Annotated in this window: 17 protein-coding genes; 4 read left to right on the top strand and 13 right to left on the bottom strand. The window is 69.4% G+C overall.

The annotated features are described in order from the left end of the window. The first annotated feature begins 79 nt into the window (after positions 1 to 79). Complete coding sequence (locus KO481_RS21740) at positions 80 to 724, top strand: DedA family protein (protein WP_215919182.1); 645 nt, start codon at positions 80 to 82, stop codon at positions 722 to 724. A gap of 14 nt (positions 725 to 738) precedes the next feature. Here KO481_RS21740 and KO481_RS21735 read toward each other — a convergent pair whose 3' ends face one another. The 5 genes from KO481_RS21735 to bioB all read right to left on the bottom strand — a co-directional run bounded on the left by KO481_RS21735 (position 739) and on the right by bioB (position 4,534). Beyond that, positions 739 to 1,935, bottom strand: a complete 1,197-nt coding sequence (locus KO481_RS21735; RefSeq protein ID WP_215919181.1) for a dipeptidase — start codon at positions 1,933 to 1,935, stop codon at positions 739 to 741. Positions 1,936 to 2,006: 71 nt separating this feature from the next. Further along, positions 2,007 to 2,201: a hypothetical protein gene (locus KO481_RS21730; RefSeq protein ID WP_215919180.1), complete on the bottom strand. Its 195-nt coding sequence runs from the start codon at positions 2,199 to 2,201 to the stop codon at positions 2,007 to 2,009. 263 nt (positions 2,202 to 2,464) lie between these two features. Continuing rightward, positions 2,465 to 3,184: a DUF2567 domain-containing protein gene (locus tag KO481_RS21725; protein WP_215919179.1), complete on the bottom strand. Its 720-nt coding sequence runs from the start codon at positions 3,182 to 3,184 to the stop codon at positions 2,465 to 2,467. Further along, positions 3,184 to 3,393 (bottom strand): biotin synthase auxiliary protein BsaP, encoded by a 210-nt coding sequence (gene bsaP, locus KO481_RS21720; RefSeq protein WP_215919641.1) that lies wholly within the window; start codon positions 3,391 to 3,393, stop codon positions 3,184 to 3,186. The genes KO481_RS21725 and bsaP overlap by 1 nt, the downstream gene beginning before the upstream one ends. Positions 3,394 to 3,514: 121 nt before the next feature. Next, a complete protein-coding gene (bioB, locus tag KO481_RS21715; protein ID WP_215919178.1) occupies positions 3,515 to 4,534 on the bottom strand; it encodes a biotin synthase BioB in 1,020 nt (339 codons plus the stop codon). Positions 4,535 to 4,646: 112 nt separating this feature from the next. Between bioB and KO481_RS21710 the strand changes: the two genes are divergently transcribed. After that, complete coding sequence (locus KO481_RS21710; RefSeq protein ID WP_215919176.1) at positions 4,647 to 5,249, top strand: TetR/AcrR family transcriptional regulator C-terminal domain-containing protein; 603 nt, start codon at positions 4,647 to 4,649, stop codon at positions 5,247 to 5,249. A gap of 111 nt (positions 5,250 to 5,360) precedes the next feature. Here KO481_RS21710 and bioD read toward each other — a convergent pair whose 3' ends face one another. Together bioD and KO481_RS21700 are read right to left on the bottom strand one after the other, a co-directional pair. Further along, on the bottom strand, positions 5,361 to 6,041 hold the full coding sequence (gene bioD / locus KO481_RS21705) for a dethiobiotin synthase (protein ID WP_215919174.1): 681 nt from the start codon (positions 6,039 to 6,041) through the stop codon (positions 5,361 to 5,363). 34 nt (positions 6,042 to 6,075) lie between these two features. After that, positions 6,076 to 7,263 (bottom strand): 8-amino-7-oxononanoate synthase, encoded by a 1,188-nt coding sequence (locus tag KO481_RS21700; protein ID WP_215919640.1) that lies wholly within the window; start codon positions 7,261 to 7,263, stop codon positions 6,076 to 6,078. Between the two features lie 201 nt (positions 7,264 to 7,464). On the opposite strand from KO481_RS21700, the gene KO481_RS21695 reads away from it, so the two are divergent. Further along, complete coding sequence (locus tag KO481_RS21695; RefSeq protein ID WP_215919172.1) at positions 7,465 to 7,647, top strand: hypothetical protein; 183 nt, start codon at positions 7,465 to 7,467, stop codon at positions 7,645 to 7,647. 11 nt (positions 7,648 to 7,658) lie between these two features. Here the strand turns inward: KO481_RS21695 and KO481_RS21690 are convergent, their stop codons facing one another. The 4 genes from KO481_RS21690 to KO481_RS21675 all read right to left on the bottom strand — a co-directional run bounded on the left by KO481_RS21690 (position 7,659) and on the right by KO481_RS21675 (position 10,696). Further along, entirely contained in the window at positions 7,659 to 8,519 is an 861-nt protein-coding gene (locus KO481_RS21690) for a class I SAM-dependent methyltransferase (RefSeq protein ID WP_215919170.1), read from the bottom strand. A 142-nt stretch (positions 8,520 to 8,661) separates the two neighbouring features. Continuing rightward, complete coding sequence (locus KO481_RS21685; protein ID WP_215919168.1) at positions 8,662 to 9,930, bottom strand: adenosylmethionine--8-amino-7-oxononanoate transaminase; 1,269 nt, start codon at positions 9,928 to 9,930, stop codon at positions 8,662 to 8,664. A 113-nt stretch (positions 9,931 to 10,043) separates the two neighbouring features. After that, the gene (locus KO481_RS21680) at positions 10,044 to 10,442 is read right to left on the bottom strand and encodes a DNA-binding protein (protein WP_215919166.1); all 399 of its coding nucleotides are present in this window, start codon (positions 10,440 to 10,442) and stop codon (positions 10,044 to 10,046) included. A gap of 2 nt (positions 10,443 to 10,444) precedes the next feature. Further along, positions 10,445 to 10,696: a hypothetical protein gene (locus KO481_RS21675; RefSeq protein WP_215919164.1), complete on the bottom strand. Its 252-nt coding sequence runs from the start codon at positions 10,694 to 10,696 to the stop codon at positions 10,445 to 10,447. 38 nt (positions 10,697 to 10,734) lie between these two features. Between KO481_RS21675 and KO481_RS21670 the strand changes: the two genes are divergently transcribed. Beyond that, complete coding sequence (locus tag KO481_RS21670) at positions 10,735 to 11,073, top strand: GNAT family N-acetyltransferase (protein WP_215919162.1); 339 nt, start codon at positions 10,735 to 10,737, stop codon at positions 11,071 to 11,073. 5 nt (positions 11,074 to 11,078) lie between these two features. On the opposite strand, the gene KO481_RS21665 is transcribed toward KO481_RS21670, so the two are convergent. Together KO481_RS21665 and KO481_RS21660 are read right to left on the bottom strand one after the other, a co-directional pair. Then, positions 11,079 to 12,059, bottom strand: a complete 981-nt coding sequence (locus KO481_RS21665; protein ID WP_215919160.1) for a quinone oxidoreductase family protein — start codon at positions 12,057 to 12,059, stop codon at positions 11,079 to 11,081. Between the two features lie 69 nt (positions 12,060 to 12,128). Then, positions 12,129 to 12,986: a helix-turn-helix transcriptional regulator gene (locus tag KO481_RS21660; protein WP_308166728.1), complete on the bottom strand. Its 858-nt coding sequence runs from the start codon at positions 12,984 to 12,986 to the stop codon at positions 12,129 to 12,131. Positions 12,987 to 13,162: the final 176 nt, after the last annotated feature.

The raw sequence follows: 13,162 nt of genomic DNA, 5'->3' as shown, positions 1-13,162 counted from the left end.
GCGCCGGCGGCTCGCGCGCACGGGTGTCGCGGTGGCCACACACGTGGGCCCACCCCCCGGCACCAGGTAGCGTGACAGCATGAACTCGCTGATGCAGCGGATCCTCGACATCGCGCCGGTCTGGGTCTATTTGACCGTCGGCCTGTTGGTGTTCGCCGAGGATGCGATCTTCGTCGGCTTCGTCATCCCGGGCGAGACCGCCGCGGTGATCGGCGGGATCGCGGCCAGCCAGGGCCATGTGAAGCTGTGGGCGATGATCCTGCTGGTGGTGCTCGCCGCGATCATCGGCGACAGCGTGGGGTACGAGGTCGGCAAGCATTTCGGCCACCGCCTGCTCGGCATGTCCGCGCTGGATCGATACCGGGGACGGCTGGATCGGGCGCAGGACTTCCTGTCTCGCCGCGGTGGCTCGGCGGTGTTCCTCGGCCGCTTCACCGCCTTCTTCCGCGCGGTGATGCCCGCGCTGGTCGGCACCTCCCGGATGCCGTACGGGCGCTTCCTGACCTTCAACGCCACCGGCGGCATCATCTGGGGCACCACCTTCGTGGTGCTCGGATTCGTGGCCGGGCACTCCGCGGAAAAGCTGGCCGCGAACGTCGGGCGCGGCATGACCATCACGGTGGTGGTGATCGTCGTACTGGGCGTGATCGTCTGGAAGCTGCGAGAACGCCGGCACGCCAAGGTCATCGAGGCGCAGTACGAGACCGCGCACAAGGACGGCTGAGCACCTACCCGGACTCAGCCGTTGCCGTCGAGCTCCTCGATGGTGGCGATCGAGGGCGTACGGGTGCGCTGTAGCTCGCGGGCGGCCCCCTCGGCGTCGCGCAGCACCCGGACGGCGTTGTGCCACAGCAGCTTTCCGATGTCCCGGGCCGACCATCGGCGTTCGAGCAGTTCCGTGACGAGATTCGGGTATCCCGCGACGTCGTCCAGGCCCGCGGTGACGAAGGCGGTGCCGTCGAAGTCGCCACCCAGGCCGACGTGATCGATGCCCGCCACCTCCCGCATATGGTCGAGGTGGTCGGCGATGGTCGCCACGGTCGGCACCGGGCGCGGATGCGCGGCCTCGAACGCGCGCTGACACTCCATACCCGCCGGAGAGGTGTCCAGCGGATGGAAACCGTGCGCGGTCATGTTGGCATCGGCCGCGGCGGTCCATTCGACGGCGGCGGGCAGCACGAATTTCGGGACGAACGTCGCCATCGCGATGCCGCCGTTGCCGGGCAGCAGCGCCAGCACGTCGTCGGGGACATTGCGCGGATGATCGCAGATCGCCCGCGCGGAGGAATGCGAAAAGATCACCGGCGCACGGGATGTCGCCAGGGCGGCCCGCATCGTGTCCGGGGAGACGTGCGACAGGTCGACCAGCATGCCCAGGCGGTTCATCTCACGGACCACCTCCCGGCCGAATCGGGTGAGCCCGTGCGCCTTCGGTTCGTCGGTGGCCGAATCCGCCCACGGCACATTGTCGTTGTGGGTGAGGGTCATATAGCGCACGCCCAGCCGGTACAGCGCGCGCAGCGTGGCCAGCGAGCAGTCGATGCTGTGACCGCCCTCGGCGCCCATCAGCGAGGCGATACGGCCCTGCGCCCGAGCCGATTCCATGTCATCGGCGGTGAATGCCGGATACAGCCGGTCGGGGAACCGCTCGGTGAATGCCCGGACGAAATCGATCTGCTCGAGGGTCGCGCTCACGGCATGGTCCCCGGCCAGGTCGGAGCGCACGTACACCGACCAGAACTGGGCGCCGACCCCGCCCGCGCGGAGCCGATCGAGATCGGTGTGCAGGCTCGCGCTCTGATCCGCGGCCAGGTCGAGGGCGTCCATGTCGTAACGGCCGTGCGTGCGCATCGCCCACGGCAGGTCGTTGTGCCCGTCGACCACGGGGGTGTCGCGGAGCAGGGTGCGGGCACGCTCGAGCTGGTCGGGGGTCATCAGCCTGTTCTATACCAACCGCGCGGCGCCCTCCCACCCGACACCTCGTCGAGCGTCACGACTCTTTCGAATCAGTCCTCGTCCCGCTTGCGGTGTTTGATGCCGCGCCGATATGCCCGCTTACTCGCAATGGGCTGGGCCGCACTGGATCTCCGCAACTCGTGCCGGTTGCGCCAGGCCGTGAGGCCGGCGCGTTCGGCGGGCTGCGCGGACGCGCAATCCGCCGACTCCGCCGAGGCGTGCGCGGGGGGCGTTGTGCTGTTCATCGCCGACCTCCTCTCGTGTGGCTCGCCGGTGTACGGGCGACCGATCGCCGTCGACGGTAACCCTCGTCGCCCTCACCTGCCACCCAATTATCGGCGGTCGTGTCGGTCGGTACGCCGACGATCGGCACGCCACACTCGCGCGAAATCACTTCCACACCACCGGATCCGGCACCCACACGCCGTCGAATCCGGGTCGAGGCACAACCGGCGGCAACGAGTAACGAACTGCCGCAACCATCGAGGACCGGCCCGGTCCTCGCGCATCAATGGGACTCGACGCCCTCGAACCGTCCGGTGTTGCCGAACGACGCTCCGACGCTGGATACGGGAGTTCCGTAGGGGCCGTAGCTGACCTCGGAGGCGTACGGCCCTGCGCCGTCCGGGGATTCGGCCGCGCGTGGGGTGGCACCCAGGTCCCCGTGGGCGCTGATGGCGGCAAGTACGAGGATCACCAGCGCGGCGAACAGCGGCTGCACCAGCACCACGGTCCAGACGCCCGCCGACTGCGACGAGTGCATCCAGTGGTCGACCAGCGTGCGCCAGCCGGGAATCGTCGGCGGCAGCCCGACGATGCTGTGCAGCGGTGGATTCGACGCGTGCGGATGCAGCCGGCCCGCCACCAGCTCGCCCAGCCACGACATCAGCTCGGCGCCGGCCAGCGAGCCGATCAGCAGGGCGCACTGCAGGATCGGGCCGCGGGCCCGGCGCACGCGCCACGCCGCCGCGGCGGTCAGCAGACCGGTGACCATCGCGACACAGATGAAGATCGCCACCGCGTCGAACCGGTGCACGCTCTCCCCCGTCAGCGCCGCGCCCCGCCCGGGATCGACGACCAGCACCCGCTCGGTCGGGGCCAGCAGCGCCCACACGGCCCCGCCCAGCGCGCTCACCACCAGCACGCCCAGCAGCACCCACAGCACGGCCAGCAGCTCGCGCCGCCGCGCGCCCGATGTCTCGGCGCTGGCGACACCCTGGTGGGCCATCAACGATGATCCAGCGTCTTCGAATCCAGGACCCCGTGCCGGGAGCATTTCGCCCACCAGCCCTCGGGACTCACCTGCACGATCATGCGACGCCCGCAGTGCTCACAGAACCGCGGGGGCTCGAGGCCCAGCGCCGCGGCCGCCGGGACCGGATCGTCGATACCCGCGACGATTCGCTTGCCCGTGAACGGGTTGTAGCGCTCTTGCATCTCCCGCACTTCCACCTCGTCGGACCCCTCCATGAATCGTTGCGCTCGTCATCGATGTGCAGCTGCCGGGCTGCTCGACAATACCTGCAGCGTACCGGCGGCTCCCCGCCCACGCGCCGGGCTAGAGGGTTTCGTTGAGCGCCTTGATCGGCATCTTCAGCTCGCCGAGCAGATCCAGGTCGGCCTCGGCCGGACGGCCCAGGGTGGTCAGGTAGTTACCGACGATGACGGCGTTGATGCCGCCGAGAATGCCCTGCTTGGCGCCGAGGTCGCCGAGGGTGATCTCGCGGCCGCCGGCGAAGCGCAGGATGGTGCGCGGCAGCGCGAGCCGGAACGCGGCAACGGCCTTGAGTGCCTCGGCCGCGGGCAGTACCTCGAGGTCGCCGAACGGGGTGCCCGGGCGCGGGTTGAGGAAGTTCAGCGGCACCTCGTCGGGCTCCAATTCGGCCAGCTGCGCGGCGAATTCGGCACGCTGCTCGATGGTCTCCCCCATGCCGAGGATGCCGCCGCAGCAGACCTCCATCCCGGCCTCGCGCACCATGCGCAGGGTGCCCCAGCGCTCGTCCCAGGTGTGCGTGGTCACCACGTTCGGGAAGTGCGATTTCGCGGTTTCCAGATTGTGGTTGTAGCGGTGCACGCCCATCGCGGCGAGCTGGTCCACCTGCTCCTGGGTCAGCATGCCCAGCGAGCAGGCGACCTGGATGTCGACCTCGTTGCGAATGGCCTCCACACCCGCGGCAACCTGCGCCATGAGCCGCTCGTCGGGCCCGCGCACGGCCGCCACGATGCAGAATTCGGTGGCCCCGGTCTTGGCGGTCTGCTTAGCGGCCTCCACGAGGGAGGGAATATCGAGCCAGGCCGCGCGCACCGGGGACTGGAAAAGCCCGGACTGCGAACAGAAGTGGCAGTCCTCGGGGCAGCCGCCGGTCTTGAGCGAGATGATGCCCTCGACCTCGACCTCGGGGCCGCACCACTTCATCCGCACGTCGTGCGCGAGGGACAGCAGCTCCTCGAGCCGGTTGTCGTCCAGCCGCAGCACCTCGACGGTCTGTTCCTGCGTGAGCCCGACGCCGCGCTCGAGCACCTGCTCGCGGGCGATCGCCAGAATGTCGGTGTCGGTCCTGACGGGTGCCTGGGTCACTGCACGATTCCCTTCGTCGGGCCGGCCGGCCCCAACTTGAACGATGTTCTTGAACGGCGTTCAGGCTAGGGTAGTGTGGGTCCGGAGTCAAAGGCAGAGAGGTGACCAGCCCGTGCAGCTGCATCGCACCGACGTGATCGACGGCGCCGTCGCCATTCTCGATCAGTACGGCCTGGCCGATCTGACGATGCGCCGCCTGGCCACCTCGCTGCACGTCCAGCCGGGGGCGCTCTACTGGCACTTCCCGAACAAGCAGGCCCTGCTCGGCGCGGTCGCGGACCGCATCCTGGGGCCGATGGAGGATCCCGTCGATGCGGACGAGTGGTCCGGGCAGATCGGCGAGCTGGCGCACCGGCTGCGCTCCTGCCTGCTGGCGTACCGCGACGGCGCCGAGGTCGTCTCGGCCACCTACGCCTCGCGCCTGACCACGAGCAAGGGCCGGGAACGCCTGGCGGGCGCGCTGATTCGCGGCGGCATGACCCGCGAGGAGGCCGATCAGGCCGCCTACACGCTGCTGTACTACGTGCTCGGCGCGACGGTCGACGAGCAGTCCCGCATGCAGATGGATTCGGCCGGAGCGCTGGCCGAGCAGGACTCCCCGCTGTACGAGTCCCTCGAAACGGGCGACACCCGCAGCGCGACGGAGCGTTTCGACTTCGGCCTGCAGCTGTTCCTCGGCGGCGTGCGACACCTGCTGGGCAGCAGGGTCCGCTGAACGGACGGTAATCCCCGCGCGAATCAGTGTGTGACGGTGAGCTCTTCGAGTTCTTCGCTGCGCACTTCCCCGATGAACGGCACGACCGACTCCACTGTAAAACTCATCGGATCAGCCGAGGTACCGTGCAGCCCAGGATGATTCGAACCAGCCGGGTGCCGCGGCGGCGAACCGGTCGGTGGGCAGGGCGCCCGAACCCGCGGGGATGCTGCCGACGACGTCGACGCCGGTGACCGCGGCGAGGTCGCCGAGATTGCATCGCGCGGCCAGATCCGGCGCCGCGGGCCAGGATCCGATCACCAGCCCCGCGCAGGGCACGCCGGCGGCGGACAGGGCGCGGGTGGTGAGCTCGCTGTGGTTGAGGGTGCCCAGGCCCGCGGCGGCCACCACCAGCACAGGCGCGTTGAGCTTCTGCGCCAGGTCGAGAACGGTGAAATCGCCGAGCCGGACCAGCAGCCCGCCCGCGCCCTCCACCAGGGTGAGGTCGGCATCGGCCAGCGATTCGATGCCGGCGGCCGTCTCGGCCAGCGTCAGCAGCGGCTGCCCGCAACGGCGCGCGGCCGTGTCGGGGGCCAGGGGGTCGGGGTAGCGGGCCAATTCGAGCGTCCGGGTCACGCCCCCGAGCCGGGTGATCTCCGCCAGATCGCCGGGCTCGCCCGGGGCGACCCCGGTCTGTGCCGGTTTGCACACCGCCACCGAGCGACCCGCCGCGCGCGCGGCGGCCGCCAGCGCCGCGGTCGCGACGGTCTTGCCGACGTCGGTGGACGTACCGGTCACGATCAGAACACTCATGAAAACCTCACTGTCACAGCCATATCGGCGACGGTCACGCGGGCAGCGGCGCGAGCCCGGACGGGTCGGGTTCCAGGGCCCGTGCCTGCTCCAGCACCTCGCCCAGCACCGTTCCGATGGTGGCGATCTCGTCGTCGGTGAGATCGGCGCGGGCGGTCAGGCGCAGCCGCGAGGTGCCCTCCGGGACGGATGGCGGGCGGAAGCAGCCGACGTGCAGGCCGCGAGCGCGGCACGCCTGAGAGGCATCGTAGGCAACCTGCGCCCGGCCCAGCACCACCGAGACCACCGCCGAATCCGGCTGCGGCACACCGGCGATGCGGGCGATCTGCGCCGCACGGGACAGCACGCGCGCACCCATGTCCGGGTCGCGGCGCAGCAGTCCCAGCGCGGCGCGCGCGGCCCCGACGGCGGCCGGGGCGAGCCCGGTGTCGAAGATGAAGGTGCGCGCCGCATCGATCAGATGCGCGCGCACCCGCTCGTCGGCCAGCACCGCACCGCCCTGGGCGGCAAGAGCTTTGGACAGCGTCGCGGTGATGATCAGGTCGGGCTGCCCGGCCAGGCCGAGCTCGTGCACGAGCCCCCGGCCGCCCGCGCCGCGCACGCCGATGCCGTGGGCCTCGTCGACGATCAGCACCGCGCCGTTGGCCCGCACCACCCGGTGCAGCTCGGCCAGCGGCGCGAGATCGCCATCGGCGCTGAACACCGAATCGGTGAGCACCAGCGCGCGTTCCTCGGTGCGGACGGCCAGCAGCCGATCCACCGCCTCGACATCGTTGTGCGGCGCGACCTCGACGCGGGCCCGCGACAGCCGGCAGGCATCGACCAGCGAGGCATGGCTGCCCGCATCGGAGACCACCAGCGACCCGCGTCCGGCCAGGGCGGTCACCACGCCGAGGTTGGCGGCGTATCCGGAGGCGAACACCAGCCCCGCCTCCGCGCCCACGAATTCGGCCAGCTCCGCCTCGAACTCCTCATGCGCGGTCGTCGTCCCGGTCACCAGCCGCGACCCGGTCGACCCCGCACCCCAGGTGCGCACCGCCTCGACGGCCCCCGCGATCACCTCCGGATGCCGCGACAGCCCCAGATAGTCGTTGGAGGCCAGATCGATCAGCCCCTGCTCCGGCACCCGCGCCCGCAGCTTCCGCCGCAGTCCCGCGCCCACCCGCGCCGTGGCCCGCTCATCCAGCCAGCGCAGCGGGTCGCCGCCGCACTCCGCACTCATGGTTCGCTCGCTCACAGCGTGTGAGCATACTTGAACACCGTTCAGGATCAAGCCCCGCATCGTTTTCGCCAGACGTAGAGCACTCGTCGGGCGCCGGCGCACGAGCGCTGCCCGAGTGATCGACCTCGAGACATTCGGCGGCGGTCGGACGGTTCGCTCTCGAGTCGACGCCGTCACGCGGATCTGGCAGCATCCCGGGCCATGAGTGTGATGCACGCCCTGCTCGTCCAGTCCGTCGATGCCGCGCAGCACTATCAGGGGTCGGGAATTCTGCGGAAGATCCGGAACGGGGTGCTGATCTTTCTGCTCGTTGTATTTCTGATCGGGTTGTTCATCGGGCTCTTCGTCGGATACGCGATCGGCAAGTCGGCGGGGCGCCGCTGATCTCGGCTCGATCAGATACGCGCAACGGCGAGGCGGCACAGGTCGGCAGGTTTCAGGACATCCGCCCGTTGCCACAGGCGTTCCGGTACCGCCGCGCGTTGCGAAATATGGTGCACCGCGGTGAATCCGGCCGCACGGAGTAGATCGGTCAGTTCGTCCGGGGTGTAGCAGCTGCGCCATGGCTCGCCATGGTCGGCCGCGGCGGGAAGAGCAAATTCGGCATAGGCGGAACCGGTTTCGTCGCGCATGTGGGGCGGCAGGGCGTATTCCATGATCAGCTCGCTGCCGGGTGCGAGCCTTCCCAGTTTTGCGACCGTGGTTTCGATCGCGGCGCGGGTGAGGTACATGGCGACACCCAGCCAACTCACCAGGGCCGGACGCGCGGAGTCGAATCCGTGGTCCGCCAACCGTTTCCCGAGGTCGTCGTGTTCGAAGTCGGCGGGCACGAAGGATATTCGCCCCAGCGGCTCGATGCCCGCGTCCGAGAGGGCCCGCTTTTTCCACTGCTGGGTCCCGGGGTGATCCACCTCGAAGACCGACACGGCGCGCGCCAGGGACGCACGATAGGCGAAGGTGTCGAGTCCCGCTCCGAGCACCACATATTGATCGGAACCCGATGCAGCGAGCCGGGTTTCGGTGTAGCGGGCACGCGCCGTCACCTGGGCGCGGGTACCCGCCAGCACGATGTGATCGCCGTGTAAGCGGTGGTAGGCGATGAGCTCGTCGGAACGATCGCCGAGCAGCGCGGCCGCGACGGTGTCCTCGAAGAGGTGGGGCGGACGGTCGACCAGGAGATGCGCCGCGCGCGCGGCGGCCGCCATGAGTGCCGTGCGGCTGGGTTCCATACCGTCCATCGAAATTCTCTCCGTCATCGGAATATTCGTCGAGTACGAGCGAACACCGATAATAGACAGAGGATTTCTGGATTTCTTCCATCATATCACACGAAAATAAATTTCCGATAACGGCGGAAATCCGGATTGAAGAAGAATGGGGCCCCGCCCGTGGTTGGTCTCAGACCGAGGCCGCCGCAACCACTCCCGCGCAGATCCGTGCGATGTCGTCCGCGCCGCTGATGAACGGCGGCATCGTGTAGATCAGGTTGCGGAAGGGCCGGAGCCACACGCCGGAATCGACGGCGGCATGGGTGGCCTTGCGCATATCCACCGGGTGCTCCAGTTCGACGACGCCGATCGCGCCGAGCACGCGCACGTCCACCACGCCCGGAACCTCCTGCGCGGCCGCCAATCCGGCACGCAGGCCGGATTCGATGGCGGAAACCTCGGCGCGCCAGTCGCGCGAGAGCAGCAGTTCGATCGAGGCGACCGCGAGCGCGCAGGCGAGCGGATTGCCCATGAAGGTCGGGCCGTGCATGAGCCCGCCGTGCCCAGCGCTGATCGTCTCGGCGATGGCCGAGGTACACAGGGCCGCAGCCAGGCTCAGGTAGCCGCCGGTGAGCGCCTTTCCGACGCACATCACATCGGGGCGCACTCCGACCCGGTCGGCAGCGAAAAGCGTTCCGGTGCGGCCGAATCCGGTGGCGATCTCGTCGAAGACCAGCAGCACGCCGTGCTCGTCGCAGAGGCGGCGCAGGTCGGTCAGGTAGCGGGGATGATGGAAACGCATCCCGCCCGCGCCCTGCACGATCGGTTCGACGATCACTGCCGCCGTCTCGTCGGCGTGCGCCGTCAGCAGTCGCTCGAGCTCCGAAACATAGCCGGGCTCATAGTCTTTCGGCGGCACGGGGGCGAAGACCTGCTCGGCGAGCACATCGGTCCACAGCGAGTGCATGCCGCCGTCGGGATCGCAGACGCTCATCGGGGTGAAGGTGTCGCCGTGATACCCGCCGCGCCAGGTGAACATGCGCCGCTTTCCTGGTTTGCCCAGCGCCCGCCAGTACTGCAGGCACATCTTGGCCGCAACCTCCACCGACACCGACCCCGAATCGCACAGGAACACCTTGTCCAGCCCCGCCGGGGTGTGCTCGACCAGCAACTCGGACAGCCGCACCGCGGGCTCGTGGGTCAGGCCGCCGAACATGACGTGGCTCATCCGCCGCGCCTGCTCGACCAGCGCCGCGTCCAGCACCGGATGCCGGTAGCCGTGGATGGCGGCCCACCACGAGCTCATTCCGTCGATAAGCTCACGGCCGTCGGCCAGGCTGAGCCGCACACCGGCGGCCGAGGCGACGACCAGCGGTTCGGTCGTCGCCGGAAAGCCGCCGTAGGGGTGCCACACGTGGGCGGCGTCGAGCGCGGTGATTTCGTCGGGGGTCAGGGCCACGGGATTCCTTCACGAAAGCGTCCTTGAACACCGTTCAAGTTACCATCCCGCCGAATCGCCGCCACACCGCATCGACACCACCCCGCGAGCCGAAAACCGCCGCGAGCCGCGATCTAGATCTTCACGATCCTGACTGTCGAGCCTTCGCAGAGTCGGGTCAGGTCGTCCGGGTCGGACGTAAGCACGGTGACCAGTCCACGAGTAACGGCATCCATGGCGGCGGCAGCCACGGTGGCGTCTATCGCATACTTGTGCCCGCTCATATTGTGGCTGCGCAGCAAAGTGCTTGCGGTCATGGCGATTTCGCGCGTGATTGGATGGACATCGATGTGGCTCAGCACCCAGCTGATTCGCACCTGATGCACCTTCGCGCCGTCGGCTTCGATCACGGTCATCGCAGTGGTCGCAACCCGCACCCCTGCCGTCTCGGCTGCCTCGACGAACAGCGGGGTGCGCCCCTGCTTACGGTAGAGCTGGGACAGCCCTTCGGAGTCGAGTAGAAGTAGATCCATCCTCAGGCGGCACCGGCCTGCGTGCTTCGGTGATGGCGCTCGAATCCGAGCTCTTCGCGCGCGGCGGCGAGTTCTTCCGCAGTGAACGCCTCGTGATCGCGGTGGTAGTCGTCGATCAGCTCGCGCAACTTGTCCATCGCCACCCGATGCTCCAGGGCTTCGGCGATGTAGGCGGACAGCCCGTCGCGGGCTCGCTCGCGGGCCTGCTCGGCGAGATCCTCGGGTAGGCTGATCGAATACTTCTTACTGACCATGCCGCCGATGCTACCAGCGGTAACCATCGATTGTGGTGATGGCGACCTCCACCCGGGATTCGGGTCGACCCGAATCCGGCGGCGAACGGCTCGGCGCGGTGTTCCGCATGCGGGAGGACGAGGCCACCGCCCGCCTGCGGCTGCTGCTGGTGGAGCCGTCCGCACGCGGGCGGGGCGTCGGCTCGGCGCTGGTCGAGCACTGCCTCGGATTCGCCGCCGCGGCCGACTATCGCGAGATGGTGCTGTGGACCAACGACGTGCTGACCTCCGCCCGCCACATCTACCAGCGCGCCGGATTCGAGCTCGTGGCGTCCGCGCCGCACCACAGCTTCGGCAAAGACCTGACCGGGCAGACCTGGCGTCGCCCCCTGCACTGAGCCGGTCAGGACGGGACGACCTCGAGCACCAGTTTTCCGGTGGTGGAACCGGACTCGATGCGGCGGTGCGCTTCGATCGCATCCCGCAGGGGCAGGGTCTCGACCCCGATCCGCAGCTTCCCGTCGGCGGCCGCGGCGATCGCCCGGCGCAGCGCGGCCCCCGCGTCGGCGGGGTAGGCCGCGGAGAAGGCGGCCAGATTGAATCCGGAGACCGTCTTGTTGGTGAACCACAGCTCGTTGGACGACAATCCGACATCCTCGGCACCGGAGGCGTTGCCCATCACCACCATTCGTCCCATCGGCGCGAGCCGGTCCACGCTGGCGCGCCGGGTGGGGCCGCCCACCATGTCGACCACGATGTCGAACAACCCCGCATCGGCGACGTCGTCGCGCAGGATCACCTCGTCGTAGCCGAATGCCTTGGCGGCCTGGATCTTCCCCACACTGCCCACCGTGCCGACCACCCGGCCCGCGCCCAGCAGCCGGGCGGCCTGGCCGAGCTGACTGCCGACACCGCCGGCGGCCGCGTGTACCAGTACGCTCTCGCCGGGTTCGATGCGGGCGACGCGGTCGAGCACCAGGAACGCGGTCGTGCTGTTGGAGGGCAGCGCCGCGGCGGTGGCCAGGGGCAGGGACCGCTCGTCCACCGGCACGACCAGGTCGGCGGCGGTGACCACCACCTCGGCATAGCCGCCGCTGTCGACGATGGTCAGCGCCGCCACCGCCTGCCCCACGGACAGGCCCTCCACATCCGGACCGACCGCCCGGACGTGGCCGGAGACCTCGATGCCTGGCACGAACGGCAGCGGCACATCGACAACGCCCTGCCGGTAGAGGATCTCGGCGAAGTTCGCACCGGCGTAGGCCACGTCGATGGAGACCTGACCGGGCCCCGGCTCGGGGATGGTCACCGATGCTGCCCGGAGCACCTCGGCGGGGCCGAACTCGGGGATGGTGATCGCCGTCATCTGCTGGTTGTTGCTCATGACAACGATCCTGCGGCCCCCGCGACGAGGTAGGCAGTGTCGGCTTATGGGGGGTGTGACAACACCAGGCTATGCCCGCAGCAACCGCTCCAGCCGCTCCAGCCGCTCGCTCGTCTCGGCGCCCACCGGGTTGTGCAGGATGAGATGGTGACCGGGCAGCTCGGGCACCGGGAACAGCGACGCCTCGAACACCATCACCCCGACCTCCGGATGGTCGACGGCCTTGATCGCCGTCGTATGCTCGGCCGCGTCGTGCCGCGCCCACAGCTCCGCGAATTCGGGGCTGACCTGGGTCAGATCGCCCGCGATGCGGTCGAATTCGGGGTCGGCGGGGTAACGGGCGGCGTCGGCGCGGAATCCGGCGGCGACGTCGGGGGCGGCCTCGTCCCAGTGCTGGTGCATCACCCGGAACCGCACATTGGTGAAGTATGAGACCAGGCAGTTGTGGTCGGTGTCGCCGTAGCCGAATGCCGCGCGGGCGGCGTCGTTGACGGCCGTGAAGTTCCAGTGCCGGTCGCGGATGTAGCCCGGTCGCGGCGCCCAGGTGTCCAGCAGCCGCTGCATCTGCGGCGACGCCGACACCGAGGGTGCGGCGGACCGCTGCGGCGGATTCAGGCCCGCGAGCCGGTACAGGTGCGCGCGCTCGATGTCGTCGAGGGACAGCGCCCGCGCGACGGCGTCCAGCACGTCGTCGGAGACCTTGATATCGCGCCCCTGCTCGAGCCACGTGTACCAGGAGACGCCCACCCCGGCGAGCACGGCGACCTCCTCGCGCCGCAGTCCCGGCGTGCGACGCCGCCCGGCATCGGGAAGTCCGACCGCAGCGGGTGTCAGCCGTTCGCGGCGACTACGCAGGAATTCCCGCAACTCCTCCCGGCGGCGGTCCCGGGCGACGCGACGATCCTGATTCACGGACGTACCACTCACCGTCTCACCATAGAACGCGCCGTTCACCCGGGCCGTTTTCCAGCCATTTGCGCAGGTCGATCACCGATCGGCAACAAAGCGCACCCGGCCCGGTCGCGACGAGGCGAGCACAACGCGTCCGGCGCCGATGCCGCGGCGGATGTGTGCCGCGCCGCAACTCCCGCACCACCCGCACC

It is taken from the genome of Nocardia albiluteola (genome assembly GCF_018860155.1).
Lineage (GTDB): Bacteria > Actinomycetota > Actinomycetes > Mycobacteriales > Mycobacteriaceae > Nocardia > Nocardia albiluteola.
Note: the sequence above shows the minus strand (reverse complement) of the source record. Positions and strands in the feature narration are given on the sequence as shown.

Coding starts and splice junctions, on each gene's coding strand:
- KO481_RS21740 (WP_215919182.1), top strand. CDS start 80: ATGAACTCGCTGATGCAGCGGATCCTCGACATCGCGCCGGTCTGGGTC.
- KO481_RS21735 (WP_215919181.1), bottom strand. CDS start 1,935: ATGACCCCCGACCAGCTCGAGCGTGCCCGCACCCTGCTCCGCGACACC.
- KO481_RS21730 (WP_215919180.1), bottom strand. CDS start 2,201: ATGAACAGCACAACGCCCCCCGCGCACGCCTCGGCGGAGTCGGCGGAT.
- KO481_RS21725 (WP_215919179.1), bottom strand. CDS start 3,184: ATGGCCCACCAGGGTGTCGCCAGCGCCGAGACATCGGGCGCGCGGCGG.
- bsaP (WP_215919641.1), bottom strand. CDS start 3,393: ATGCAAGAGCGCTACAACCCGTTCACGGGCAAGCGAATCGTCGCGGGT.
- bioD (WP_215919174.1), bottom strand. CDS start 6,041: ATGAGTGTTCTGATCGTGACCGGTACGTCCACCGACGTCGGCAAGACC.
- KO481_RS21700 (WP_215919640.1), bottom strand. CDS start 7,263: ATGAGTGCGGAGTGCGGCGGCGACCCGCTGCGCTGGCTGGATGAGCGG.
- KO481_RS21695 (WP_215919172.1), top strand. CDS start 7,465: ATGAGTGTGATGCACGCCCTGCTCGTCCAGTCCGTCGATGCCGCGCAG.
- KO481_RS21690 (WP_215919170.1), bottom strand. CDS start 8,519: ATGACGGAGAGAATTTCGATGGACGGTATGGAACCCAGCCGCACGGCA.
- KO481_RS21680 (WP_215919166.1), bottom strand. CDS start 10,442: ATGGATCTACTTCTACTCGACTCCGAAGGGCTGTCCCAGCTCTACCGT.
- KO481_RS21675 (WP_215919164.1), bottom strand. CDS start 10,696: ATGGTCAGTAAGAAGTATTCGATCAGCCTACCCGAGGATCTCGCCGAG.
- KO481_RS21670 (WP_215919162.1), top strand. CDS start 10,735: ATGGCGACCTCCACCCGGGATTCGGGTCGACCCGAATCCGGCGGCGAA.
- KO481_RS21665 (WP_215919160.1), bottom strand. CDS start 12,059: ATGAGCAACAACCAGCAGATGACGGCGATCACCATCCCCGAGTTCGGC.